Raw genomic sequence first — 23280 nt, 5'->3', positions numbered from 1 at the left:
CCGCTCGGCGCGCGACCCGCGACGTGTCGTGACCGGCCGGCGGGGCCGGCCACGCGACGCAACGCGACCGGACGACGGACGGGAGGCGCGTGGCGGCGTGCCCCGCGCCTCCCGGCCGCCGCGCCGCGCGCCCAGGGCACCGCAGCGGTCACGACACCCCGTCGGCCGTCCGCGGTGCGGTCGCAGACCGTCGCCTGCGGCGCCGCCAGCCGACAGTTCGTGACCGCTCGGCGGGCGACCCGCGACGGGTCGTGACCAGCCCCCGCGGACCGGCCACGCGACGCGACGCGACCGGACGACGGACGGGAGGCGCGTGGCGGGGTGCCCCGCGCCTCCCGGCCGCCGCGCCGCGCGCCCAGGGCACCGCAGTGGTCACGACACCCCGTCGGTCGTCCGCGGTGCGGTCGCAGACCGTCGCCTGCGGCGCCGCCAGCCGACAGTTCGTGACCGCTCGGCGGGCGACCCGCGACGTGTCGTGACCGGCCGGCGGGATCCGCCGAGCAACGAGATGCGACCAGCCGAGCGACTGCTGCGGCGTGGTGCTCGGGTCAGGAGACCTCGCCTGCGCGGGCTCCCGCCCACAGGTCGACATCGGTGATGCCGACCGAGTGCTCGTCGATGACGCGGAGCTCCTCGTCGGTGAACGAGGTGTTCGACAGCGCGGCGACGTTGTCCTCGAGCTGCGACACCCGCGAGGCACCGATCACGAGCGAGGTCACCCGCTCGTCACGGAGCGCCCAGGCGAGGGCGAGCTGCGCGAGGGACTGTCCGCGGGCGGCCGCGACGTCGTTCAGGGCGCGGAGGTGCTCGACGACCTCGGGCGTGATGCTCGACGCGTCGAGGGACTTGCCCGCTGCCGCGCGGGAGTCCTCGGGCACACCGTTCAGGTACTTGCCGGTCAGCAGCCCCTGCGCCAGCGCGGTGAAGCCGATGACGCCGAAGCCGAGCTCGCCCGCGGCGTCGAGCAGCCCCTCGGTCTCGATCCAGCGGTTGAGCATCGAGTACGAGGGCTGGTGGATCAGGAGCGGCGTGCCGAGGTCGCGGAGGATCTCGGCTGCCTGCCGGCTGCGCTCGGCGTCGTACGACGAGATCCCGACGTACAGCGCCTTGCCCTGCTGGACCGCGGTGTGCAGGGCGCCCATCGTCTCCTCGAGCGGGGTCGAAGCGTCGAGACGGTGCGAGTAGAAGACGTCGACGTAGTCCAGGCCCGTGCGCTGCAGCGACTGGTCGAGCGAGGCGAGCACGTACTTGCGCGAACCACCGCCCTGCCCGTACGGCCCCGGCCACATGTCCCAGCCGGCCTTCGTCGAGATGACCATCTCGTCGCGGTAGGGCCGGAAGTCCTCGCGCATCAGGCGGCCGAAGTTCACCTCGGCGGCACCGTACGGCGGGCCGTAGTTGTTCGCGAGGTCGTGGTGGGTGATCCCGAGGTCGAACGCCCGGCGGCTGATGGCGCGCTGGTTCTCGAAGGGCATGTCGTCCCCGAAGTTGTGCCAGTACCCCAGGGAGAGCAGCGGCAGGTCGAGGCCCGAGCGGCCGGTCCGGCGGTACGTCATCGAGTCGTAGCGGTCGTCACTGGCGATGTAGGTCATGGGACGAGCCTGGCACTCGTTCGAGCCCTGGCCTCGCATGCTTCGCTTCGCGGACCCATGATGGGTGCACGAGACCACGAGGAGACGACGATGGCACGGACGACGAAGACCGAGACCACCTTCACCGACGAGGAGCGCGCGGCGATGCAGGAGCACGCCGCGGAGGTCAAGCGCGCCCGCGGCACGAAGGGCACCAAGGCCGAGAAGGCAGCGGCCGACGCCGCTGCGGTCGAAGCGAAGATCTCCGAGATGCCCCAGCCGGACCGCGGGCTGGCGGAGCGCATCCACCGCATCGCGCTCGAGGTCGCGCCCGAGCTCGCGCCGAAGCTCTGGTACGGCATGCCCGCCTACGCCCGGGACGGCAAGGCGGTGTTCTTCTTCCAGGACGCCGCCAAGTTCAAGGCCCGCTACGCGACACTCGGGTTCCAGGACTCGGCCGCGCTCGACGACGGCACGTTCTGGCCGACGTCGTGGGCGATCAGCCCCGAGTTCTCCGAGGCCGACGAGGCACGGGTGGCCGACCTGATCCGTCGCGCGGTCGGTTGACGGTGCTCGGGCTGGGCGCCGCTCCCGTCTTCGCCCTGCTGTTCCTGGTGCTGTACGTCCTGGGGCGGCGACGGGACCCGCGGATGCTCCGCAACGGGGTGTTCCTGACGGCGGCCGTGCTGTTCGGGCTCGCGACGGTCGTGGCCGTGCTGACCAGGGTGGTCCCCGGGTTCAGCCTGCTCGTCGCCGTGGTGCTGCTGCTCGTGCCGCTCGCCGTCGTGGTGCTCGGGGTCGCCCTGGTCGCGAACGGTCTGCAGATGCTCCGGGCCGAGGGGCGCAGCGTCGGCAACCTGCTGTCGCTCGCCGCAGGGGTGGCGGTGTTCGTGCTGCCTGCGGTCGCCATCGCCCTGCTCGTCTCGGGCAGCGGCGAGGGCTTCACACTGTGGGACGGCACGAAGATCGCGATCGCCGTGCTGATGGTGTTCGTCTGCGGGTACTTCGCGCTGTCGCTGGTCGCGTTCGCCCTGTACTCGGTGGTCTACGGGCGGACGCGGCACGGCATCGTCCCCGACACGATCGTGGTCCTCGGCTCCGGGCTGGTGCACGGCGAGGTCCCGCCCCTGCTGCAGAGCCGGCTCGACCGGGCGCTCGACGTCTACCGGGCCGAACGAGCCGCCGGACGCCATCCGCTCCTCGTGCCGTCCGGCGGACAGGGCGACGACGAACCCCGCCCCGAGGGCACCGCGATGGCCGAGTACCTGGTGGCGCACGGTGCCGACGCGGGCGACGTCGTCGCGGAGACCGCGTCGCGGAACACCCGCGAGAACCTGCGGTTCTCGCGGGACGTGCAGACGGCCGCCGGCCGGGACGGCCAGATGGTCGTGGTCACGAACAACTACCACGTGCTGCGGGCGGCGACCTTGGCCCGCCGCCTCGACCTGCCCGCTCAGGTCGTCGGCGCGCGCACGGCGGCGTACTACGTCCCGAGTGCGTTCCTGCGGGAGTTCGCCGCGGTGATCGTCGAGCACCGCTGGCTCAACGTGGTCGCCTGCACGCCGTTCGTGCTGTTCACCGGGTTCCTGCTGTGGGAGTCGTTCCAGCAGTAGGATCTCCACCATGGTCGAGATCCCGGCGCCGCGGCCGACCGACCTGCTGCCCATCGGCGAGATCGTCCGCCGCACCGGCGTCGCAGCCTCGGCCCTGCACTTCTACGAGCGCAAGGGCCTGATCCACCCGGAGCGCACCGACGGCGGCACGCGGATGTACCCGCGGCACGTCGAACGACGGATCGCGATCATCCAGGTGGCCAAACGCCTCGGTATCCCGCTCAGCGAGGTCGCCGAGCAGTTCGAGGCCCTGCCCGCCGACCGCATGCCCTCGCTGCGCGACTGGAACCGGTTGAACGAGCGGTGGCGCGCACGGCTGCGGGCCCGCCAGCTCGAGCTCGAGCGCCTGCAGCAGGAGATGACGCAGTGCATCGGCTGCGGGTGCGTCTCGCTCGGAGCGTGTTCGGTCGTGAACCCCGGTGATGCCCTGGGCGACGAGGGGCACGGTGCGCGTCGCCTGCTGCCGATCCAGGACGAGGGGGCCGACGATGCCGCCGCCGACGCCGAGGACGCCGTCGCCTAGCCCGCGCGGAGCCCGTCGTCGATCCGCTGCAGCAGCTCCAGCGCCTCGACCGCACCCCGTTCGTCGCCGCCGAGGGCCGTCCGGAGCTTGCCGGACCAGTGCCGGTGGAGCCGGTCCACGCTCTCCTGGGCCAGGGCGGTCGAGTGCAGCTGCACGGTCCGGGCGTCCGCCGGGTCCTGGCGCCGCTCGACCATGCCCTTCGCCACGAGCGACCGGAGCGCGACGCTGAGGTTGCTGCGCTGCAGGGCGGTCGCCTCGGCGGTGGCACTGGGCGAGGTGCCGGGGTTGCGGTTGATCCAGCGCATCACGAGCGCTTCGGTGCCGGTCAGCGGCACGATGTCGAGGGTCTCCGAGCCGTGCGGGTCGATGTCACGCGCGATCCGGAGCAGGACGTCCGCGAACTCGGCGAGGACGTGGTCGGACACGGCGGAGTGCATGACCGTACTGTACCGATCTCGGGCAATGAGTTATGCTTTCATAACAATGACCACGGACACCGGAACCATCCGCGCGACGATCGCGACACCCACGACCAAGCAGCAGGGCATCACGACCGCGCTGCTCCTGGTGCTCGGCCTGCTCAGTGCCGTCGCCCCCTTCGCCACCGACCTGTACCTGCCGGCGTTCCCGCAGATGACCACCGAGCTCGGGGCGAGCGCCACCGCCGTCCAGCTCACCCTGACCGCGTTCCTGGTGGGCGTGACCGCGGGCCAGCTCGTGTTCGGCCCGCTGTCCGACCGGTTCGGCCGCGTGCCGCCGCTCATCGCCGGCGCCGCGGTGTGCGTGCTCGCCAGCATCGCCGCGGTGCTCGCGCCGAACATCGGCGTGCTCATCGCTGCCCGCCTGCTGCAGGGCCTCGGCGGTGCGGCCGGCATGGTGATCAGCCGTGCGGTCATCTCCGACCTGGCGACCGGCAAGTCCGCAGCCCGCGCGTTCTCGCTCATGATGATCGTCGGCGGGGTCGCCCCGGTCGTCGCACCGCTGCTCGGCGGCCTGCTCACCGGCCCGATCGGCTGGCGCGGCCTGCTCTCGATCGTGCTCGGCCTGTCGGTCGTCATGCTCATCGCGGTCCTCGCCGTGATCCGCGAGACCCACCTGAAGGAACACCGCGACGCCCTGCGTGCGGAACGCCGTGGCTCCGGCTCGGCCCTGCGTGCCCTGCGCTCCCGCACGTTCCTCGGCTACACCGCGGTGTTCGGCTTCGCGTTCGCCGTGATGATGGCCTACATCTCCGCGTCGCCGTTCCTGTACCAGGACATGATCGGCTTCGGCACGGTCGGCTACGGCCTGGCCTTCGGGCTGAACGCCCTGGCGCTGATGGGCGTCAGCATCCTGTCCGCCAAGCTCACCGCGACCCGTTCGGTCACGGGCGTGCTGTCGCTCGGCATCGTGCTGGTGCTCGCGTCGACCGTGGCGTTCGCGCTGCTCGTCGTCTCCGGGGCGCCGGTGATCTGGCTCGCCGTGCCGCTGTTCACCGCGGTGGGCTCGCTCGGTCTGGTGCTCGGCAACGCCACGGCGCTCGCCCTCGGTGCCGTGCCCTCGGCCGCCGGCAGCGCCTCGGCCGTGCTCGGTGCCCTGCAGTTCGGGCTCGCGGCGCTCGTGTCCCCGCTCGTCAGCATCGGCGGCTCGGACACCGCGGCGCCGCTGGCGATCGTGATGCTCGCCGCCGCCGTGGTGGCCGTCGTGGCGCTGCTCGCGGCGCGGGGCCGGACCAGCCGGACCAGCACGCTCAGCTGACCCGGAAGGACACCGGCCGCTGACCCGGAACGACACTGTCGACGTCGTACGACATCGACAGTGTCGTTCCGCGTCGACCAGCCCCCCGCCCCCGGCCCCAACCCGCCCGGCGTCAGCCCCGCCCGGGCCGCAGGAACGGCACCCGCGGCATGAGCCAGTCGACCCACACCACCCGCACCCCCGGCGCCACGGCGAGCGCCCACAGGATCGAGGCAGCGGCGTCGGTCGGGTAGTGCACCGCATCGATCGACACCGCGAAGAACACGATCACGATGGCCACGACCCCGAGCGTCAGGGCAAGCCGGTGCCACCGGGTCTCGCGGAGCAGCCAGATCAGCGCGATGACGAACGCCGTGATGTAGACCGTGTGCCCGCTCGGGTACCCGGGGTCGGGCTGCACGGGGAACGGGTGCGGCAGCACGGCGACGTCGGGCCGGGCGCGGTGCACGATCTCCTTCACGATCGCGGACGGCACCCACGTGATCGCGATGGTGCCGCCGAACGCCAGGGCCGGTCGCAGGTCGCGCGTGCGCCACCAGATCACGGCGACGACGACGACCGTGATCCCGATCGCCGGTGCCGGACTGATCACGTGGTAGACCGCCGTGCTGAACGCCCCGATGAACCCGGTGTGCAGCGCGTTGAGGGCCTTGGACAGCCCGAGGTCCACGGTGCCGAGGGTGAACCCGACGATGGTGATGACGACGACCGCGATGACGGCGATCGCCACCGAGACGAGCGGGTACGGCGAGCGCTCGAGGATCCCGTACGCGGCGGGCTCCCGTCGGCGGGGACGGAGGAGCGGCGCGTCGTCGGTCATCCCGCCATCGTCGCAGCACGACCCCGGCATCCCAGGGCGAGTGAGCCTCACAAAACTCCGAAAGCGTTCAGCGCAGCGGTCGCGAGTAGACAGGGCACATGCCAACCGTTGCCGAGAACATCGTCGCCACCCTCCGCGCCAACGACATCCACCGGGTCTACGGCCTGCCCGGGGACTCCCTGAACGGCTTCACCGACGCCCTGCGCAAGGACGGCACGATGCGGTGGGAGCACGTCCGTCACGAGGAGGCGGCCGCGTTCGCCGCCTCTGCCGAGGCCGCCCTGACCGGTGACCTGACCGTCTGCGCCGGCAGCTGCGGGCCCGGCAACCTGCACCTGATCAACGGCCTGTACGACGCGAACCGTTCGCGGGTACCGGTGCTGGCGATCGCCGCCCACATCCCCACGGCCGAGATCGGCTCCGGTTACTTCCAGGAGACGCACCCGCAGGAGCTGTTCCGCGAGTGCTCCGTCTACGTCGAGTACGTCGCCGACCCCGTCCAGATGCCCCGCCTGCTCGAGATCGCGATGCGCGAGGCGATCGAGAAGCGCGGCGTCGCCGTGCTCGTGATCCCGGGCGACGTGCTGCTCGCCGAGGCGAAGGACGACCGCACCACCCGCATCGAGCGGGCCACCCCGCGGATCGTGCCGAGCGAGGCCGAGCTGCAGCGCACCGCCGACCTGCTGAACGGTGCCGACCGGATCACCATCCTGGCCGGAGCCGGCGTCGCGGACGCCCACGACGAGGTCGTCGCCCTGGCCGAGCGGCTGCAGGCCCCGATCGTGCACGCGCTGCGCGGCAAGGAGTACATCGAGTACGACAACCCGTACGACGTCGGCATGACGGGGCTGCTCGGCTTCGCCTCCGGGTACCGCGCCATGGAGGACGCCGACGTCGTGCTCATGCTCGGCACGGACTTCCCGTACCAGCAGTTCTTCCCGGCCAAGGCGAAGCACGTGCAGGTCGACATCCGCGGCTCGCAGCTCGGCCGACGGCACCCCGTCGACATCGGGCTGGTCGGCACCGTCAAGGACACCGCCCTCGCCCTCATCCCGCTGCTGACCGGCTCGCACCCGACGAAGCACCTCGAGGACTCCCTGAAGCACTACCGGAAGACCCGCGAGAAGCTCGACGACCTGGCGGTGCCGGCCGGGAAGAAGAAGCCGCTGCACCCGCAGTACGTCGCCCGGGTGCTCGACCGGCTCGCCGCCGAGGACGCCGTCTTCATCCCCGACGTCGGCTCCCCCGTCGTCTGGGCCTCGCGCTACCTCACCATGAACGGCAAGCGCCGGCTGATCGGCTCGTTCGTGCACGGCACGATGGCGAACGCCGTCCCGCAGGCGATCGGTGCGCAGACCGCGTTCCCGGACCGGCAGGTGATCGCCCTGGCCGGTGACGGCGGGCTGACGATGCTCCTCGGTGAGCTCATCACGATCGTGCAGAACAAGCTGCCGGTGAAGATCGTCGTGTTCGACAACTCGTCGCTCAACTTCGTCGAGCTCGAGATGAAGGCCGCCGGCTTCGTGAACTACGGCACCGAGCTGCAGAACCCCGACTTCGCCGCCGTCGCCGAGGCGATCGGCATCAAGGGGTTCCACGTCGACGTTTCCGACGACTTCGAGGACGCGATGGCCGCCGCGCTCGCGCACGACGGCCCCGCGCTCGTGTCGGTCCGCGCGAACCGCCAGGAACTCTCCATGCCCCCGGCGGTCACGCTCGAGCAGGCGAAGGGCTTCACGCTCTACGCCATCCGCACGGTGCTGTCGGGTCGCGGCGACGAGCTGCTGGACCTCGCGTCCACCAACGCGCGCCAGCTGCTGTAGACGCGAGCGGACGACGGCCTGGAGGCCCGTGGCGGCGCCGCCACGGGCCTCCAGGCCGTCACGACGTCACCACCCGAGCGTCTGGCCGTCCTCCAGGAACACGCCGGTGGGGCCCTCCGGGCCCGCGCTCGCGGCGGCCGCGATCGTCGCCGCGCTGACCTCGACGGGGCGACCGTGCGGGTTCGGCATGCCACCGAACTCGGTGGCCGTGTAGCCGGGCTCGATCGCGACGAAGTGCACCTCGGGCACGACGCGTGCGTACTGCACCGTCAGCATCGAGACGGCGGCCTTGGACGCGCCGTAGACCACGGCCGGCACGCTGAACGCCGGCTTCGACGGGTCGTGGGTGGCGGTGAAGGAGCCGAGCGCGCTCGAGAGGTTCACGACGATCGGGTTCGCGGAGCGACGCAGGAGCGGCAGCGCGGCCTCGGTCGCGCGGATCGTGCCGACGGCGTTCGTGTCGAAGACGGCGAGCGCCTCGGGCCCGCTCTGCCCCCAGACGGCGATGCCGGCGTTGTTGACCAGCACGTCGAGTCCGCCGTTCGCGTCGACGTGGGCGAAGGCCGCGGCGACCGAGTCGTCGTCGCGGACGTCGAGCTGGACGGAGCGGGCGCCGATCTCGGCGGCGACCGCGGCGCCCTGGTCGGCGTCGCGGGCGCCGATCCAGACGGTGTGGCCCGCCTCGACGAGCTGGCGGGCGGTTTCCTTGCCGAGGCCGCGGGTGGCCCCGGCGATGAGTGTCGTTGTCATGGGTCCAGCGTCACGCGCGGCGACGACCGCAGGGAGTCGACCGGTTGTCGTAGGACCGGCAGGGCCAGGACCCGGGCGCCCCTCGACGCGCAGACTGAGGACATGGCGGACACGGACTTCGGGCACACCCTGCGGCGGCTGCGCGACCACGTCTCCCCCGAGGCGGCGGGAGTGGTCGTCGGGCCCCGTCGGCGCGCGACCGGTCTGCGGCGTGAGGAGCTGGCCAGGCTGGCGGGGATCTCCGCCGATTACCTGACCCGGCTCGAGCAGGGGCGGGCGACCTCGCCGTCCGTCCAGGTCGTCGAGGCGCTCGCGCGGGCGCTGCGGGTCGCCGATGCCGACCGCGAGTTGCTCTACCGGCTCGCCGGGCACGCGGTCCCCGGCGCCGACGTGGTGCCGTCGCGGATCCCGCCGAGCGTGCAGCGACTGCTCGACCGCCTGGCGGACACGCCCGTCGCGGTGCTCGACGCCGCGGGGAACCTGCTCGTCGCCAACGCCCCGTACGACGCACTGATGGGGCCGATCGGTGCCCTGCGCGGGAACGACCGGAACACCGCGTGGCGGCACCTGGTCGGTTCGGGCAGCCGTGCCGTGCACACGCAGGAGGAGCAGGCGGCGTTCGAGGCGAACCTGGTGGCCGGGCTCCGGATGACCGCGGCCCGCTACCCGCTCGACCGCCAGCTGCAGCAGCTCGTGCGGGACCTGCGGGCGGCGAGCCAGCGGTTCGTCGAGCTGTGGGACTCCGGCGCGACCGCGCTCGGCGAGACCGCCCGCCGGAAGGTGATCGACCACCCGGACGTCGGGCTGATCACGCTCGACTGCGACACGCTGGTCGTCGGGCCGGAGGACCTGCGGATCCTGGCGTACACGGCCGAGCCCGGGTCGGTGGACGCGGAGCGGCTGGCACTGGCGATCGTGGTGGGGACGCAGTCGTTGGTGGAGTGACGCGAGGGACGGGCGATTTCTGTGTGCCTCGCACAACCAAAGTGACCTCGAACCGCGCGACCACGTGGCGCGGGGGCGCTTTGGTTGTGCGCGGCTCAGCACCGGCCAGCCGCGGCCGTTCTCTGCGAGCCCGCCTGAACCCTTCGGAGAAGGCCCACAGGTCACGTCCACCGCCCTTGTCCGGCTCGGACACCGTCCATAGGCTCCCGCTGTCAGACGATCGTCTGACTTCAGAGCGGGACGAGGACGGGCATGAACGACGACACGCAGGTCAGCATGAACCGGGTGCACTGGGACGGTGGCGTGCCGCGCAGTGCGGTGGACGCCCTGCTGCACGACGGTGGGCTGGCGGTGGTCCCCACCAAGGTCGGCTACATCCTGATGACCTCGGACCGTGCGGGCCTGGAGCGCAAGTTCGACGCGAAGGAACGCAACCGCAACAAGCCGGGCGTCGTGCTCGTGAGCTCGCTCGAGATGCTCCGGAGCATCGCGCAGCTCACCCCCGAGATCGACTCCCTGTACCAGCGGTGCTGGGACGAGGACATCCTGCTCGGGTGCATCCTGCCCTGGAGCGAAGCGGGTCGAGCGGCCTTGCCGGCGGACGGCTCCGACGAACTCATGATGGACACCCGTGGCACGTCCTGCTTCGTCATCAAGTTCGGCGTCCCCGGTGAGCTCGCCGCCCGCGAACTCTGGACCGAGCACGGCAAGTTCGCCTTCGCGAGCTCGGCCAACCCGTCGGGCACCGGCAACCGTGGCGTGGTCGACGGCATCGGCGAGCGCATCGCCGAGCGCGCCGACGTGATCGTCGAGGCGGACGACTACGTCGCGTCCATCCAGCCGGAGCAGAGTGCCGAGACCCGCTACGAGCAGGGCGTCATGGTGTCGATGGTCGACAGCACCGGAGCCCTGATCCCGCTGCAGGACGGACGCCGATCGGTCGTCCCCGCACCGACGCTGATCCGCAAGGGGCTCGACGTCGACCGGATCATGGGGCTGCTCGCGGACACGTTCACGAGCTGGGACTACCGGCAGGGTGAGTACTACTGAGCCCGCACGAGAGGACTTCCGTGGGCCGGCAGCGCCTGTCGCGTGAGGACGCCTCGAGCCGCATCACCGCGTTCGTGTACGGCAACATCGTGATCCTCGGCACGATCGCACCCATGCTCCCGGACACCGCCGAGAGCGGTCGGGGGCTCTGGTACGTCCTCGCCACCGCGTTCTCGACCTTCCTCGCACACACCTTCGCCGAGTCGGTCGGACGACGTGCGCGGAGCGACCACCGCCTCACCGGGGAGACCGTCCGCGCCGAGCTGCGAGATTCGCTGCCGGTCCTCACCTCCGGTTTCCTGCCGGCTGCTGTCCTTGCCTACGCCTGGCTGACCGGCGCATCCGGGCTCGCGGCCGAGGTCATCGCGATCGCGTACCTCGTGGTCCGGCTCGCCCTCCTCGGGCCCGTCGTGGCCAGGCTCCGCGGCGAGAACCCGTCCCCACGCACGTTCGTGGCCGGCCTCGTCCTCGCGCTCGTCGGTGTCGGCATCGCGCTGGTCAAAGCGGGTCCCGGCTTCTGAGGCGAGCGTGCGCGGGAGCGCGGGAACCTCGACGCCTCGCGCCGTCACGTGGCCTGGCCGTCGGCGACGGCCGCGACGGCTTCGATCTCGACCAGCTGGTCGTCGTAGCCGAGCACCGTGACCCCGAGCAGGGTGCTCGGCACGTCGTGCGCGCCGAAGGCATCGCGCACCACCTGCCATGCGGTGACGAGGTCGGCCTGCCGCGAGGACGCCACGAGCACCCGGGTGCTCACGACGTCCTCGATGGACGCACCTGCGGCACGCAGCGCCTCCTGCATCGTCTCGATGCACCGGGCAGCCTGGCCCGCGTAGTCGCCGACCGCGACGGTCGACCCGTCCGGGGCCAGCGGGCAGGCCCCGGCGAGGAACACGAGCCGGGTCCCGGTCGGCACGGTGGACGCGTACGCGTACTGCGCCGCGTCGCTCAGGACGTCGGACCGGATGAGACGGACAGTGCTGGCCATACCGGTCATCCTGCCAGCAGCGACGTTCGACCCTCGGCGGCGTCAGGCGCAGTACTCGTACGGCAACATCGCGACCGACCCCACCCAGATCGCCCCCACGGTGGTGCCGTCCGTCCCGAGCTGGAACGTCATGTAGCGTCCGTCGGCCTGCACGCTCCACATCGAGTACGGCCCCTCGTCCTCACCGTAGGTTCCGGTGTACTGCAGGTCCGGGTACGCGGAGCGCACCTCGGTCAGGGGCGCTCCGATGCCGATCCCGGCGTCGGTCTCGGGCGAGTTCGTCGTCACCGGGTCCGACCCCACCCCACCGATGGTCACCCCGGCGACCTTGCCGTCGCGGGGGATGACGATGAGACCGGGGGTGTCGGACCGCTCCCAGAACGTCGTCTCCGGGCTGGCCGGGCACGCATCCGTACTCCGGGTGTAGGCGGCTGCCAGGTCGTCGATCTCGCCCTGCACCGGACCACCGAGGGCGATCGGTCCGACCTCGTCGGTCGAGATGGTCCACGTCGCGGGGTCCGACAGGCTGAAGGCCGTGTCCGTCGCGGTCGGGGTCGCAGCCGGGGTCGGAGTGTCGGGGTCAGCCGGCACCTCCGGGGTCGCGGTGGCAGTCGCGGTCACGGTCCGGGTCGGCGTCGCGGCCGGTGAGCCGGAACAGGCGGTCAGCGCCATCGCTGCGATGAGCCCGAGGGTCACCCCGGCGGTCCGGGCGGTGCCGTTCACGCGGCCCCCGCCGCACTGCGCCGCTGCCGGTCAGGCGGGAGCTGGGGGCCGGGTTGCTGCACGGTCCTCCAGCTGCCGATCCGCGGGTCGAGCCGGACGGCGTCACCGCACTCGTCGCAGTGCGCCGCTCCCGCCTCGCCGAGCAGGATCTTCGCGCCGTCGTGGACGAACGGGTTCGGGTTGCCGGGCATCGTCTGTTTCCCTCCGTCGGCGGATGTCGAAGGGTCCCCGCCCGCAGGCGGGGACCCGACCGGCGCGCGCTCCGGAGAGCCGCAGCGCCGGCCGATGACCCCCGCGCCGTTGCGATGGCCGATCCACCGTACGTCGAGCCTCCACGAGGAACGGAACCCCTCGTCCGCCATCGCAACCAGAGCGTTACACAGCTTCCGACGCAGCGATCAGTCGGCGTCCTCGACGTCGAACACGACGACCCGCGCACTCGCCGCACCGATGAACTCGGCCACCGGCCGGTGCTCCGGGTGCGGCAGGTACCCGGTGAGCGCGGCACGATCGCGGAACCGGACGACGAGCATCCAGTGGAACCCGCCCTCCAACCCCTCGGTGCTCACGCTCGTGCCGGCCTGCACGGACTCGACCCCCTCGACCCTCGGCAGGTGCTCACGCGACAGGGCCGTGGCCTCGGACGACCGGTCCTCCCCGTCCCACTCGACCAGCACGGTGTGCGTCACTCCGGACACATGGTCCCCTTCCTCGAACGCAAGAACGCGAAAACGCCAAAAGCCCAGAACGGCAGATCAGAACGCCGGCGTCCCGCCCGCGATCGTGATCGTCGACCCGGACTGGTAGCTCGACTCCGGGCTGACCAGGTGCACGTAGGCGGCACCGAGCTCGGCGGGCTGACCGGGACGGCCGAACGGCGAGCTCTCACCGAAGTGCGACACCGTCTCGGCGTCGTCGGAACCCGGCTGCAGCGGCGTCCACACCGGCCCCGGCGCGACGGAGTTCACACGGATGCCCTTCGGCGCGAGCTGCTGCGCGACGGCCTCGGTGAAGAGCTTGATCGCGCCCTTCGACACGGCGTAGTCGATCTTGTCCGGTGAGGGCGTCGACGCCTGGATCGAGCCGGTCGTCACGATGGTCGAACCGGGCTCGAGGTGCGGCACCGCAGCCTTGGTCAGCCAGAACAGCGAGTAGATGTTCGTCTTGAAGGTGGAGTCGAACATCGAGGTGTCGAGCGTGAGGATGTCCTCGTTGCTCTCCATGCGCCCCGCGACCATGACCAGGGTGTCGAGACCGCCGAACTCGTCGACGCCCTTCTGCACCAGGTCCGTGCAGTACTGCTCGTCTGAGATGTCGCCGGGGAACAGCACGGCCCGACGACCCTCGGACTCGAGCAGGTCGCGGACCTGTTCCGCGTCCTCCTGCTCGTCCGGCAGGTACGAGAGCACCAGGTCCGCACCTTCGCGCGACAGGGCGATGGCGGCGGCACGGCCGATGCCGGAATCGGCACCGGTGACGATGCCGCGGTACCCCTTCAGCCGTCCGAGCCCGACGTAGCTCTCCTCGCCGTGGTCGGGCTTCGGGTCCATCTTCCACGCGGCGCCCGGCAGCGACTGCTCCTGCTTCGGGTACGGCGGTGCTGGGTAGAGGGTGTTCGGATCGCGCTTCTCGTACTGGCTCATGGCCCCACTGTCGTCGCGGCGCCCGCACGGGCGCTCAGCTGGTGGGTCACGGACGCCGAACAGGCGACCCCGGTTCTGGAGACGGGCGGGGACGGACGGGAGGCGCGGTGCCAGCTGGCACCGCGCCTCCAGTCCGTCAGGTGGTTCAGACGCCGGCCGTGGTCCGGATCCAGGACGAGGCCTGCGACAGCAGGGCGTAGTTCGAGCCAGCCTTGGTGTTCGCGCCCGGGTCGGCGCTGTCGCCGGTGGAGCAGACGGCGACGACCTTGCCGTTGACGAGCAGCGGGCCGCCCGAGTCGCCGTGGTTCGAGGCACCGGTCACGCCGGTGAGGTGCTGGGCACGACCGCTGAAGGCGTCGGTGCTCGCGCCGGTGAGCGAGACGGTGGCCTGGTAGAGGCCGTCGGACTGGGTCGCGTTGGCGCGCAGGCCGTAGCCCTGGATGGTGCCCGTTCCGCTCGACTTGGCCGTCGCGGTGAGGTCGAGGGGCGCGTAGGTGGACAGCGAGTAGGCAGCCCGCAGGTGCACGAGCGCGATGTCACCAGCCGGCGAGGCGCTGACGCGGTCGACGGCGACGGCCGTGCCGCGGTTGACGGTGGAGTTCGAGTGGTACACGTTCATCGCGCCGATGCCGTCGATGCAGTGCCGGGCGGTGAGGATCCACGAGGCGTTGAGCTGCTCGCCGGTGCAGTTGCTGACGTAGCCGGAGGGGATGGAGCCGCCGGAGGCTTCGAGCTGCACCGCCCACGAGGTGGTGGGCGCCTTCTCGCCGCCGACGACCTTCGTGCTGACGGGCAGCGCGGAGGCGGGCGAAGCGGCGAACACGCCGGCGGTGATGACGGCGACCGCGGCGAACGCGGCGGCGATGGACTTCTTCATGACGACTCCTCTGTCGGTGAAGCACCTGTCCGTTGCTCTGTGCAACTGATGCGTCATCCTGACCCCCTGTCCCGGGGTCGCACCAGTCCGCACTTCGACGGACGCGGCTGCTTGCGGACCCGAACGCCGTGATCCGGTACGCGAACTGGCTGAGCCGTGCGCCATCGGTCTGGTCGTAGCGTCGAAGCATGACGACCAGTGACGCGATCAACCTGCCGGATCGGTTGGTGCCGGCTCTGGACACCGACCTCGAGGTGCTCGACGCCATGGACCGCGTGATCGCGGCGTGCGTGGAGGGGACCTCGGCGACGGAGGCGGGGGTCGTGCTCGCGGACCGGTCCGGTGCGCTGCAGGTCGTCGCCTCGACGAGCGAGCGCAGCAGCGAGGCCGAGGAAGCGCAGCTCGGCACGAACGAGGGCTCGTGTCTCGACTGCTACCGGACCGGGAAGACCATCGACGTGCCCGACGTGTCGACGCACGAGTCGGAGTGGCCGGAGTTCTCAGCGACGATGCGTGAACGCGGGCTGCACGGCACGTTCGCCGAGCCGATCCTTCTGCGGGACCGGACCATCGGCTCCCTGTGCGTCTTCGCCGACCACACGCGCGGGCACAGCGACCAGGACGTCGTGCTGATGCAGCTGCTCGCCGACGCGGCTTCGGCTGCCCTGGTCCGACAGCGCGACCGCGGGGTGTCGGCCACGATCGAGGAACAGGTCGAGGACGCGCTCGAGGCCCGGGTGCTCCTCGAACAGGCCAAGGGCGCACTCGCCTACCGCCGGGGCATCCGCATGGACGAGGCGTTCCAGATCCTGCGACGTGCTGCTGCCGGTGCGGGCCGCGGGATCCGGGCCATGGCGGAGGACGTCGTGCACCGGGGCGCCGACCTCGGCAGCACCGGCTAGGCCCGTCGGGTCCGCGGCCCGTCCGGCTCCGTCCGCAGCACCAGGCCGTTGTGGTCGGTGGTGAGCGTCACCGCGACCACCTCGCCGAACGCGTCGCCGTCGAGCTGCACACGCTCCGGGGTGTCGACGGTCAGCCGCAGCGTCCGTGCCCGGGTGTACCGGAGCGCGCGTGAGGTCGGCAACACGCGAGCGAGGAGTCGCCCGAACCGGGTGCGCGCGAAGAAGCGGTTGAACGTCAGGGCGTACCCGACCTTGGTCCACCCGAACCAGCCGGCGGGCCGGAACGCCACGGCGTCGAGGATGCCGTCGTCCGGTCGCGCCGCGGGCAGCAGCAGGATGCCCGCGGTCAGGGTGCCGCAGTTCCCGACGATGATCGTGTGCGCGCTCATGCTGCGGAGCGGGCCGTCGTCGATCCCGTAGTGCACGGGGATCTGCCGGTTGCCGATCACGGACCGGGCGATGGGATCCGAGTAGGCGACCCATCCGAACCGCTTCTTCACCCACGCGTTCGTGTCCGCGGCCATGCTCGCATCGAGCCCGATGCCGGTCATCACCAGGAACGCGTGCGACGTCGTGGTGCCCGCCGGGTCGGTCAGGTCGGCCAACCCGACGTCGATCGGGCGGTCCGTCCCGCTGAAGCCCGCTCGGACGGACCGCACCAGGTCGCCGAGGGGCAGCCCGAGGTTCCGCGCGAACAGGTTGCCGGTGCCGCTGGGGAGGAGCGCCACCGGGATCCCGGTGCCGCGGAGTTCCGCGGCGACGACCCGGAGCGTGCCGTCACCACCGGCGACGAGGACGACGCTCGGGTGGGCGTCGCGCGCGGCCCGGGCAGCAGCACGCCCGTCGTCTTGAGCGCTCGTCTCGAACCAGAGCGACTCGTCCCATCCGTGCGCGCGCTCCTCGGCGCCGAGCACCGCTCGGAGGCGGGCCTGGTCGATCTTGGTCGGGTTCACGACCACGGCGGCGCTCGGCGGGCCGGGTTCGTTCGGGAGGCTCGGCACGGGGCGGGGGTCAGTGGATCCGGAGTTCGGTGATCATCGGGCAGACGAAGGGGTCGCGGGCGGCGAGGCCGACGCGGTTGAGGTACCGGACGACGATGCCGTAGGAACGCAGCAGCGTGGTCTCGGTGTAGGGCACGTCGAGGGTGTCGCAGTGGTCACGGACGAGCAGGCGGGCCTGCTTCAGCGCCGGACGCGGCATCGAGGGGAACAGGTGGTGCTCGACCTGGTAGTTCAGCCCACCCATCAGGAACGACACCCACCAGCCGCCACGGATGTTGCGCGAGGTGCGCACCTGACGGGAGAAGAAGTCGACCTTCGCGTCGTGCGCGATCGTCGGCATGCCCTTGTGGTTCGGGGCGAACGAAGCACCCATCATCACGCCGAACACGGCCAGCTGCACCCCGAGGAACGCACACGCCATCCCGAACGGCAGGAACCAGAACACCACCGTCAGGTAGATCGCGAACCGCGCCACGAGCAGGATGCCCTCGAGGACCCGACCCCGGGTGTCGCTCCGGCCGCCGGTGCCCCGGAGCACCGACATGACGGCAGCCCGGTGCAGGTTGATCCCCTCGAGCGTGAGCAACGGGAAGAACAACCAGCCCTGGTACTGCACGAACACCCGGAGTGGCCTGTTCGTCACGGCGGCGGCGTCCTCCGGCAGGAACCGGATCGCGTCCGGCGCGATGTCCGGGTCCTTGCCGACGGTGTTCGGGTTGCCGTGGTGACGGGTGTGCTTGTTCATCCACCACGAGTAGCTGAGGCCCACCAGGAACGTGCCGACCCAGCGGCCAGCGCGGTCGTTCCACTTCTGGGAGGCGAACACCTGACGGTGCGCGGCCTCGTGCGACAGGAACGCGAACTGCGTGAACAGCACGCCCAGCGCACCGGCCACGATCAGCTGGAACCACGAGTCACCCAGGAACGCGAACACGACCCAGCACGCGGCCGTCGCCAGGACGAGCGCGGAGAACAGCGCCCAGTAGAAGCCCCGACGGCGCTCGAGCAGCCCGGCTTCCTTCACTTGCGCCAACAGCGCGGAGTAGGACGAGGTGCCGCCGGTTCGCGGCCCGGCCGCGGAGCCGGTCTTCCGGTAGCCGCTGGCGAGGGGGTTCGAGCTGGTCTCCCGCTTCGGGCTGGTACCGGCGTGCTGCGTCGTCATGGATTCCCTGTGGTCATCGGAATGGAGGAACGTTCCGGCTGCCGGGGTCTGGGGCTGCTGCTCCAACGCTAGAGCCGCCGCGCTCCCGGGTGCAAGCCACAGGTCCGCGTGTCCGCTGCTCGGCTACGGTTGTCCCGCCTGCTCGACGGAAGGACCGCTCCACATGACCGAGGTACGCGAAGCACGACTGGTCGAGACGTTCGTGACCCTCACCGACAGCCTGGTGGCGGACTACGACGTGGTCGACGTCCTGCAGACGCTGGTCGACCGGGCAGTCGAGTTGTTCGACGCCGCCGCGGGCGCGATCCACCTGCTCGACCGGCAGGACGAGCTGCGCGTCGTCGCGTCGACGAGCGAGCGCAGCAGCTTCATCGGTCTGCTCCAGCTCAACGCCGGCGAGGGGCCCTGCATCACCGCCGTGACCACCGGGCGGCTGGTGACCTCGGAGAACGCCGACGACCTGCGGCAGCACTGGCCCCGGTTCGCCGAGGCATCGAGGGCTCGCGGCTACGCGGGCGTCCACGCCATCCCGCTCCGGCTGCGGGACACCACCGTCGGGTCGCTGAACCTGTTCCGCGAGACGGAGGGGGCGCTGAACGGTGCCGATGCCCGAGCCGCGCAGGCCCTCGCCGACGTCGCGACCATCAGCCTGTTGCAGCAACGGACCCTCGAGCACGCGACGCTCACCGCGGAGCAGCTCCAGCGCGCGCTCGACAGCCGGGTCACCATCGAGCAGGCCAAGGGGTACCTCGCGCGTGCGGCCGGGGTCGACGTCGAGGAGGCCTTCGGCCTGATGCGTCGTTACGCCCGCGCCCACCAGCGCTCGCTGAGCCAGGTCGCCGCCGCCGTGGCGCGCGACGACGTCCCGCTCGCCGACCTCATCGGGGCCGGAGCGTCCTGAGGGTTCCCTCGGGACGCTCCGGACCGCGCACGACTACTTCGTCGTCGTGAAGGTACCCCGGGCCCGCTGGTCCGAGCCGTAGCCACGGGCGTGCACCACGTACGTGCCCGGCGCCAGCGCCGCCACGGCCTTCGTGATCTTCAGGCGGACCTTGCCGTCGGCGTTGGCCGTCGTGCGGGTGGCCCGACCGCCGTCGATGCTGACGGTGACCGACTCCCCGGCACGGAACCCCGTCGCCGAGATCGCGACCTTGGCACCCTTCCGGCTGCTCGTCGGCGTCACGGCGATGGCCGTGCTGGTCGCCTGCGCCTCGGCGCACGCGTCACCCGGGGTCCCGACCGCCGGAGCGGACGCGGTCGGCCGTCCGTTCACGCTGCGCACGCCGTCGTCCTCGCGGATGCGCATCGTGCCGACCGAGTCACCGATCACCGAACCGCCCTGGGTGTTGCTGAGGGTCATCGCGTAGTCCGACGTCCGCGAGAACGACGGGGTGCGGTCACCGTTCACCGAGACCGCGACCGTGCGGCAGACTTCGCCGGGCTGGAACGTGACGGGCTGCACCGCCGGGCGGATGCGCCCGTCGTACGCCTGGTCGAGGTCGAAGGACACCGTCGTGGCCTGCTCGGCCGGTCGGGAGAGCACGACCGCTGCCCGCACCACCGTGCGCGTGCGGCCCTCGTCGACGAACCGGTCCGCGATGCGTGCGGCGGGACGCTTCGTGACCACCGGGGTGCCGAGGGTCGCGGCGGGCACGAGCGACAGGTCGCTCAGCAGGACCCCGCTGTTCTTCTGCGGGACGTCGATGGTCACCTCGCGCACCGACGTCAGGTCGATGCCGGTGAACGCGTCGAGGGGGATGCGCGCCTGCTGCAGGATCGTCTTGCGCGGGGCCATCCGGGTACCGGGGAGCAGCTGGCCGGCACGGCTGGTGTCGGACAGGCGTCGGGTCGCCACGGCACCGGTCGCGTCGCGGAGCGTGATCGAGACGTTCGCGTTCGTCGTCGCGGTGTCGTCCGGGGTGAGGCGGAGCGACAGCGCCTGGAACCCCGTGAAGTCACCGGCCGCCGGAGCCACCGGGACGTGCACCTGGCCGCCGGTCGCCGCCTTGGTGGGCGAGACGTGCAGGGCGGGGGTGGCCGGCACCGAGGACGCCAGGTACGCCGGGGTGTAGTCCGGCGCGTTGGACGAGATCGAGACGCACGCCGGCAGGATCTGCTTCGCGGGCAGGTTGTCGGTGCTCGCGCAGGTCTTCGCCGTCAGGGCCCCGGTCGTGGTGATCGCCGGGTTCGCGGTGTCGAACAGGGCGAGGTCACGCCGGCTCGCGCCGGGCTGGGAGGCGCTCACCCGGATGTCGGCCGTGCCCAGGGCGGCGGGCTGGCGGTTGGTGCCGTCGAACATCGGCAGGAACTGCTGCTCACCGTCGAGCGTCAGGCGGAAGAAGCCGCTGATCAGGCTCGTGCCGATGGCGTACTGCCGGTCGGACGACAGCCGCGTGGTGTGTTTCGCCTTCGCACCGCAGACCGCGTCGGACTCGTCGTACCAGTCGTCCGACGACGCCTTCGCGTACTTGCCGGGCGTCCACGTCGTGTTGAAGAAGTTGTGGTTCGCACCCATCACCAGCACCGAGGAGCGCAGCACGTCGTCCCCGAAGGCGGTGCGGGAGTCGTCGTAGAAGTGCTGTCCCTGCAGGTCGGACACGTCGCCGTCGCAGTACGGCAGGACGACCGCCGTGTTGGTGTCCGGCAGGGTCATGCGCCCGAAGTCGGTCGGTGCCAGGGGCAGGACGGCACGGATGCCGAAGGGGTTCGTGCGCTGCGTGTTGAGCAGGGCCGCGCGGACCACGCCGTCACCGCCGCGCGAGTGGCCCATGAGGCCGACGTCCTGCAGGTCGAGCTTGCCGGTGAGCAGCGGCGAGAGCCGGGGCTCCTGTCGGGCGTCCGCGCGCTGCAGCAGGCTGAGGTGGTCGAGGACGAGCTGCCCGCGGGCCACCGCTCCGCCGTCGTCCGAGTAGCTGCCGTCGAGGGCGTTGATCGCGTTCGCGGAGATCGACACGACGACGTTGCCGTGGCTCGCCAGCGCGGTCGCTGCTGCGTTGTAGCCGAGGTAGCTCGGGATGTCGGTCTGTCCCTTCCCGCACGGCCACGCCTTCGGGTTGTACGTGCCGCCGTAGCACGCCTCGTGGCGGCCGTGCAGGAACACCACGACCGGGCGCTTGCCCGGGGCGTCCTTCGGCACGAAGACCGCGGCTCGCATCTCGCCCTTGCGCCCGAAGCCCTTGATCGTCTCTGCTTCGTTGCCCAGGTCGTAGTCGGCCCGGGTGACCGCGTACTGGCCCGCGGCCGCCGGGTCGTCGGTCAGGGGTGCCGGGGCTTCGCTCGGCGCGACCGTCTGCGGCGCAGTGGCGGCCTGCCGGTTGCCCTGCAGGTCGGTCTCGCCCGTCCAGCCGAGCTCGACGCTGCGGGCATCGGCGACCGCGGGGTCGGTCGTGGTGACCGTCAGCTGCCGCTGGTCGAGGCTCGTCTGCGCGACGCCGATGTCGGTGCCGTCCACGAGCAGGACGGGGGCCGCCGCACGGAGCGGCAGGGGGTCGGCGAGGGTCAGGACGACGGTGTACCCGCCGTCGGTCGGCGTGACCGTCCAGTCGTCACCCTGCGCGACGGGCGTGCCCGGCGTCGTGATCGTGGTCGTCCCCGTCGCGGCGGTGGACCCGTCGCCCGGCGCGGCCGTGGCCGGCAACGCCGCGATCGTGCCGGAGACGGCGAGCGCCCCGGCGATGAGTGTCGAACACGCGATCTGCAGCGCGATGGTGGAACGGCGTCTCGGCGAACGGTTCACGTCGGATCTCCCCTGGTGCGACGGGCATGCGCCACCGCACGCTCCGTCGCCAACAGTAGGGAGCGCGCTGCTCGCCGCGGATCGTCCTGGAGGATGAGGTGGCGGCTCTGTCCCTGAGGGTCCTCACGGGTGCGACAGCCGGGTGCCCGACGGCACGCAGACGGCCCCGCGACCAGGGTCGCGGGGCCGTCTGCGTGTGGATCAGATGCGGCCGACGGTGCGGCGACGACGACGCAGCAGGACCATGAGCGTTGCACCCGCGGCGAGCAGTGCCGCGGCGATGCTCAGCGGGACGGTCGGGTCCGAGCCGGTGAACGCGAGCTCACCGGTGGGCTGGTCGGTTCCGCCGCCACCGCCGCCGCCGGCGCCTGCGGGGCCGCTCGGGGTGGCGGTGGGCACCACTGCGGGTGCCGTCGGGGTGGGTGTCGCGGTGGGCACCGGTGCCGGGGCGCGGACCGTGATGGTGACCGTCTGGGTGTCGTCCGGGCTGGTGCCGTTCGACGCGGTGATCGTCACGGTCGAGGTGCCCGGGGTGGTCGGGGTGCCGGAGATGACGCCGGTGGTGCTGTCGATCGTCAGGCCGTCGGGCAGGCCCGTGGCGGTGAAGGTCGGGGTCGGGGTACCGGTCGCGGTGACGGTGGACGAGTAGGGCACGTCCACGGTGCCGTCGGACGGGGTGCCCGAGGTGATGGTCGGCGACTCGGACGGCGTGCCCGGTGCGGGGCAGCCGTTGGAGGCCGTGATCGTGTTCGTGTCGAGGGTGACCGCGCCGGTGCGGGCCAGCAGTCGGCCCTGCACGGTCGCGCCGGTGGTGGCGGTCACGGACTGCTGCGCCAGGACGGTGCCCTGGAACTGGGCGCCGGTGCCGACGGTGGCGGAGCTGCCGACCTGCCAGAACACGTTGCACGAGCTGGCACCGCCGGTGATGACGATCTGGCTGGCGGACCCGATGGTCAGGGTCGACGCGGCCTGGAACACCCACACGGAGTTCGCGCTGCCGGCGAGGGTCAGCGCACCGTTGTTGGCCAGGGCGAGGGCGCCGGCGGAGTACACGCCGGGTGAGAGCGAGAGGCCGTTCAGCTCGGTCAGACCGGTCTGGGTCGGGGAGAGCGACGCGGCGACGTTGTACGCGGTGGTGGTGTCGCGCTGGGCCTGTGCGGCCGCGGCGTCGGTCTGGTGCGTGGTGCCGTTGACGACGCCGTTCGGTGCGCCGCCGAAGCCGGTGATGGACGTGCCCGGCGACAACCCGAGGTCGCCGTTGATCACGGAGGGGCCGGTGTTCGTGACCGCGCTCGCGCCGAGGACGCCGTAGGTCGATGCGGTGCCGAGGTTGACCGGACCGTCGATGACCGTCGCGGCGGATGCTCCGCCACCGGTCCCGAGGGTGACCAGCGCGGCGACGGCAGCCGCCGACACGAC

General features: G+C 71.7%; 24 protein-coding genes. 10 read left to right on the top strand and 14 right to left on the bottom strand.

Annotated features, from left to right (window positions below; genetic code table 11):
• Nucleotides 1-548: 548 nt before the first annotated feature.
• A complete protein-coding gene (mgrA, locus tag DEJ19_RS01880; protein ID WP_071245810.1) occupies nt 549-1592 on the bottom strand; it encodes an L-glyceraldehyde 3-phosphate reductase in 1044 nt (347 codons plus the stop codon).
• A 90-nt stretch (nt 1593-1682) separates the two neighbouring features.
• On the opposite strand from mgrA, the gene DEJ19_RS01875 reads away from it, so the two are divergent.
• The 3 genes from DEJ19_RS01875 to soxR are packed head-to-tail and all read left to right on the top strand — an operon-like array spanning nt 1683 to nt 3707.
• Complete coding sequence (locus DEJ19_RS01875; protein WP_220035327.1) at nt 1683-2138, top strand: iron chaperone; 456 nt, start codon at nt 1683-1685, stop codon at nt 2136-2138.
• Between the two features lie 2 nt (nt 2139-2140).
• Nucleotides 2141-3184, top strand: coding sequence for a YdcF family protein (locus DEJ19_RS01870; RefSeq protein ID WP_258370887.1), 1044 nt, complete (start codon nt 2141-2143; stop codon nt 3182-3184).
• A gap of 10 nt (nt 3185-3194) precedes the next feature.
• Complete coding sequence (soxR, locus tag DEJ19_RS01865) at nt 3195-3707, top strand: redox-sensitive transcriptional activator SoxR (protein WP_111101205.1); 513 nt, start codon at nt 3195-3197, stop codon at nt 3705-3707.
• On the opposite strand, the gene DEJ19_RS01860 is transcribed toward soxR, so the two are convergent.
• Nucleotides 3704-4144, bottom strand: coding sequence for a MarR family winged helix-turn-helix transcriptional regulator (locus tag DEJ19_RS01860; RefSeq protein ID WP_258377434.1), 441 nt, complete (start codon nt 4142-4144; stop codon nt 3704-3706). The genes soxR and DEJ19_RS01860 overlap by 4 nt on opposite strands.
• Before the next feature lie 46 nt (nt 4145-4190).
• On the opposite strand from DEJ19_RS01860, the gene DEJ19_RS01855 reads away from it, so the two are divergent.
• Nucleotides 4191-5444, top strand: coding sequence for a multidrug effflux MFS transporter (locus DEJ19_RS01855; protein WP_111092064.1), 1254 nt, complete (start codon nt 4191-4193; stop codon nt 5442-5444).
• Between the two features lie 112 nt (nt 5445-5556).
• On the opposite strand, the gene DEJ19_RS01850 is transcribed toward DEJ19_RS01855, so the two are convergent.
• Nucleotides 5557-6264: a phosphatase PAP2 family protein gene (locus DEJ19_RS01850; RefSeq protein WP_071404807.1), complete on the bottom strand. Its 708-nt coding sequence runs from the start codon at nt 6262-6264 to the stop codon at nt 5557-5559.
• A 98-nt stretch (nt 6265-6362) separates the two neighbouring features.
• On the opposite strand from DEJ19_RS01850, the gene poxB reads away from it, so the two are divergent.
• The gene (gene poxB / locus DEJ19_RS01845; RefSeq protein ID WP_111039725.1) at nt 6363-8087 is read left to right on the top strand and encodes a ubiquinone-dependent pyruvate dehydrogenase; all 1725 of its coding nucleotides are present in this window, start codon (nt 6363-6365) and stop codon (nt 8085-8087) included.
• A 66-nt stretch (nt 8088-8153) separates the two neighbouring features.
• Here poxB and DEJ19_RS01840 read toward each other — a convergent pair whose 3' ends face one another.
• Nucleotides 8154-8837, bottom strand: coding sequence for an SDR family NAD(P)-dependent oxidoreductase (locus DEJ19_RS01840; RefSeq protein ID WP_111233168.1), 684 nt, complete (start codon nt 8835-8837; stop codon nt 8154-8156).
• 102 nt (nt 8838-8939) lie between these two features.
• Here DEJ19_RS01840 and DEJ19_RS01835 point away from each other — a divergent pair, with 102 nt between their 5' ends.
• The 3 genes from DEJ19_RS01835 to DEJ19_RS01825 all read left to right on the top strand — a co-directional run bounded on the left by DEJ19_RS01835 (nt 8940) and on the right by DEJ19_RS01825 (nt 11353).
• Nucleotides 8940-9782, top strand: a complete 843-nt coding sequence (locus tag DEJ19_RS01835) for a helix-turn-helix transcriptional regulator (RefSeq protein ID WP_111233169.1) — start codon at nt 8940-8942, stop codon at nt 9780-9782.
• Nucleotides 9783-10034: 252 nt separating this feature from the next.
• Nucleotides 10035-10832 carry an L-threonylcarbamoyladenylate synthase gene (locus DEJ19_RS01830; protein WP_111233170.1) on the top strand — a complete coding sequence of 266 codons (798 nt, stop codon included), beginning with the start codon at nt 10035-10037 and terminating at the stop codon, nt 10830-10832.
• Between the two features lie 20 nt (nt 10833-10852).
• On the top strand, nt 10853-11353 hold the full coding sequence (locus DEJ19_RS01825; RefSeq protein ID WP_258377390.1) for a hypothetical protein: 501 nt from the start codon (nt 10853-10855) through the stop codon (nt 11351-11353).
• A gap of 44 nt (nt 11354-11397) precedes the next feature.
• Here the strand turns inward: DEJ19_RS01825 and DEJ19_RS01820 are convergent, their stop codons facing one another.
• The 6 genes from DEJ19_RS01820 to DEJ19_RS01795 all read right to left on the bottom strand — a co-directional run bounded on the left by DEJ19_RS01820 (nt 11398) and on the right by DEJ19_RS01795 (nt 15060).
• Nucleotides 11398-11817, bottom strand: coding sequence for a Rid family hydrolase (locus DEJ19_RS01820; RefSeq protein WP_111233171.1), 420 nt, complete (start codon nt 11815-11817; stop codon nt 11398-11400).
• A 42-nt stretch (nt 11818-11859) separates the two neighbouring features.
• Entirely contained in the window at nt 11860-12540 is a 681-nt protein-coding gene (locus tag DEJ19_RS01815; RefSeq protein WP_111233172.1) for a hypothetical protein, read from the bottom strand.
• Complete coding sequence (locus tag DEJ19_RS01810; protein WP_071404793.1) at nt 12537-12731, bottom strand: hypothetical protein; 195 nt, start codon at nt 12729-12731, stop codon at nt 12537-12539. The genes DEJ19_RS01815 and DEJ19_RS01810 overlap by 4 nt, the downstream gene beginning before the upstream one ends.
• Before the next feature lie 207 nt (nt 12732-12938).
• Entirely contained in the window at nt 12939-13229 is a 291-nt protein-coding gene (locus DEJ19_RS01805; protein WP_181438132.1) for a Dabb family protein, read from the bottom strand.
• Between the two features lie 66 nt (nt 13230-13295).
• Entirely contained in the window at nt 13296-14183 is an 888-nt protein-coding gene (locus DEJ19_RS01800) for an SDR family oxidoreductase (protein ID WP_110858568.1), read from the bottom strand.
• Between the two features lie 145 nt (nt 14184-14328).
• Nucleotides 14329-15060 carry a S1 family peptidase gene (locus DEJ19_RS01795; protein WP_110863507.1) on the bottom strand — a complete coding sequence of 244 codons (732 nt, stop codon included), beginning with the start codon at nt 15058-15060 and terminating at the stop codon, nt 14329-14331.
• A gap of 188 nt (nt 15061-15248) precedes the next feature.
• Between DEJ19_RS01795 and DEJ19_RS01790 the strand changes: the two genes are divergently transcribed.
• Nucleotides 15249-15962, top strand: a complete 714-nt coding sequence (locus tag DEJ19_RS01790) for a GAF and ANTAR domain-containing protein (RefSeq protein WP_111233174.1) — start codon at nt 15249-15251, stop codon at nt 15960-15962.
• Here DEJ19_RS01790 and DEJ19_RS01785 read toward each other — a convergent pair.
• Nucleotides 15959-16963 (bottom strand): diacylglycerol/lipid kinase family protein, encoded by a 1005-nt coding sequence (locus DEJ19_RS01785; protein ID WP_111233175.1) that lies wholly within the window; start codon nt 16961-16963, stop codon nt 15959-15961. The two genes, DEJ19_RS01790 and DEJ19_RS01785, sit on opposite strands and share 4 nt — an antisense overlap.
• 10 nt (nt 16964-16973) lie before the next feature.
• Nucleotides 16974-18125: a fatty acid desaturase family protein gene (locus DEJ19_RS01780; protein WP_111233176.1), complete on the bottom strand. Its 1152-nt coding sequence runs from the start codon at nt 18123-18125 to the stop codon at nt 16974-16976.
• A 163-nt stretch (nt 18126-18288) separates the two neighbouring features.
• Between DEJ19_RS01780 and DEJ19_RS01775 the strand changes: the two genes are divergently transcribed.
• Nucleotides 18289-19026 carry a GAF and ANTAR domain-containing protein gene (locus tag DEJ19_RS01775; protein ID WP_111233177.1) on the top strand — a complete coding sequence of 246 codons (738 nt, stop codon included), beginning with the start codon at nt 18289-18291 and terminating at the stop codon, nt 19024-19026.
• A 33-nt stretch (nt 19027-19059) separates the two neighbouring features.
• On the opposite strand, the gene DEJ19_RS01770 is transcribed toward DEJ19_RS01775, so the two are convergent.
• Complete coding sequence (locus DEJ19_RS01770) at nt 19060-21861, bottom strand: alpha/beta hydrolase (protein ID WP_111233178.1); 2802 nt, start codon at nt 21859-21861, stop codon at nt 19060-19062.
• 201 nt (nt 21862-22062) lie between these two features.
• Nucleotides 22063-23277, bottom strand: coding sequence for an ice-binding family protein (locus tag DEJ19_RS01765; protein ID WP_258377391.1), 1215 nt, complete (start codon nt 23275-23277; stop codon nt 22063-22065).
• Between the last annotated feature and the right edge of the window lie 3 nt (nt 23278-23280).

The organism is Curtobacterium sp. MCSS17_016, assembly GCF_003234255.2.
Taxonomy (GTDB): Bacteria; Actinomycetota; Actinomycetes; order Actinomycetales; family Microbacteriaceae; genus Curtobacterium; species Curtobacterium flaccumfaciens.
This window is presented reverse-complemented; position numbering and strand designations above follow the sequence as displayed.

Coding starts and splice junctions, on each gene's coding strand:
- mgrA (WP_071245810.1), bottom strand. CDS start 1,592: ATGACCTACATCGCCAGTGACGACCGCTACGACTCGATGACGTACCGC.
- DEJ19_RS01875 (WP_220035327.1), top strand. CDS start 1,683: ATGGCACGGACGACGAAGACCGAGACCACCTTCACCGACGAGGAGCGC.
- soxR (WP_111101205.1), top strand. CDS start 3,195: ATGGTCGAGATCCCGGCGCCGCGGCCGACCGACCTGCTGCCCATCGGC.
- DEJ19_RS01860 (WP_258377434.1), bottom strand. CDS start 4,144: ATGCACTCCGCCGTGTCCGACCACGTCCTCGCCGAGTTCGCGGACGTC.
- DEJ19_RS01855 (WP_111092064.1), top strand. CDS start 4,191: ATGACCACGGACACCGGAACCATCCGCGCGACGATCGCGACACCCACG.
- DEJ19_RS01850 (WP_071404807.1), bottom strand. CDS start 6,264: ATGACCGACGACGCGCCGCTCCTCCGTCCCCGCCGACGGGAGCCCGCC.
- poxB (WP_111039725.1), top strand. CDS start 6,363: ATGCCAACCGTTGCCGAGAACATCGTCGCCACCCTCCGCGCCAACGAC.
- DEJ19_RS01840 (WP_111233168.1), bottom strand. CDS start 8,837: ATGACAACGACACTCATCGCCGGGGCCACCCGCGGCCTCGGCAAGGAA.
- DEJ19_RS01835 (WP_111233169.1), top strand. CDS start 8,940: ATGGCGGACACGGACTTCGGGCACACCCTGCGGCGGCTGCGCGACCAC.
- DEJ19_RS01830 (WP_111233170.1), top strand. CDS start 10,035: ATGAACGACGACACGCAGGTCAGCATGAACCGGGTGCACTGGGACGGT.
- DEJ19_RS01820 (WP_111233171.1), bottom strand. CDS start 11,817: ATGGCCAGCACTGTCCGTCTCATCCGGTCCGACGTCCTGAGCGACGCG.
- DEJ19_RS01810 (WP_071404793.1), bottom strand. CDS start 12,731: ATGCCCGGCAACCCGAACCCGTTCGTCCACGACGGCGCGAAGATCCTG.
- DEJ19_RS01800 (WP_110858568.1), bottom strand. CDS start 14,183: ATGAGCCAGTACGAGAAGCGCGATCCGAACACCCTCTACCCAGCACCG.
- DEJ19_RS01795 (WP_110863507.1), bottom strand. CDS start 15,060: ATGAAGAAGTCCATCGCCGCCGCGTTCGCCGCGGTCGCCGTCATCACC.
- DEJ19_RS01790 (WP_111233174.1), top strand. CDS start 15,249: ATGACGACCAGTGACGCGATCAACCTGCCGGATCGGTTGGTGCCGGCT.
- DEJ19_RS01780 (WP_111233176.1), bottom strand. CDS start 18,125: ATGACGACGCAGCACGCCGGTACCAGCCCGAAGCGGGAGACCAGCTCG.
- DEJ19_RS01775 (WP_111233177.1), top strand. CDS start 18,289: ATGACCGAGGTACGCGAAGCACGACTGGTCGAGACGTTCGTGACCCTC.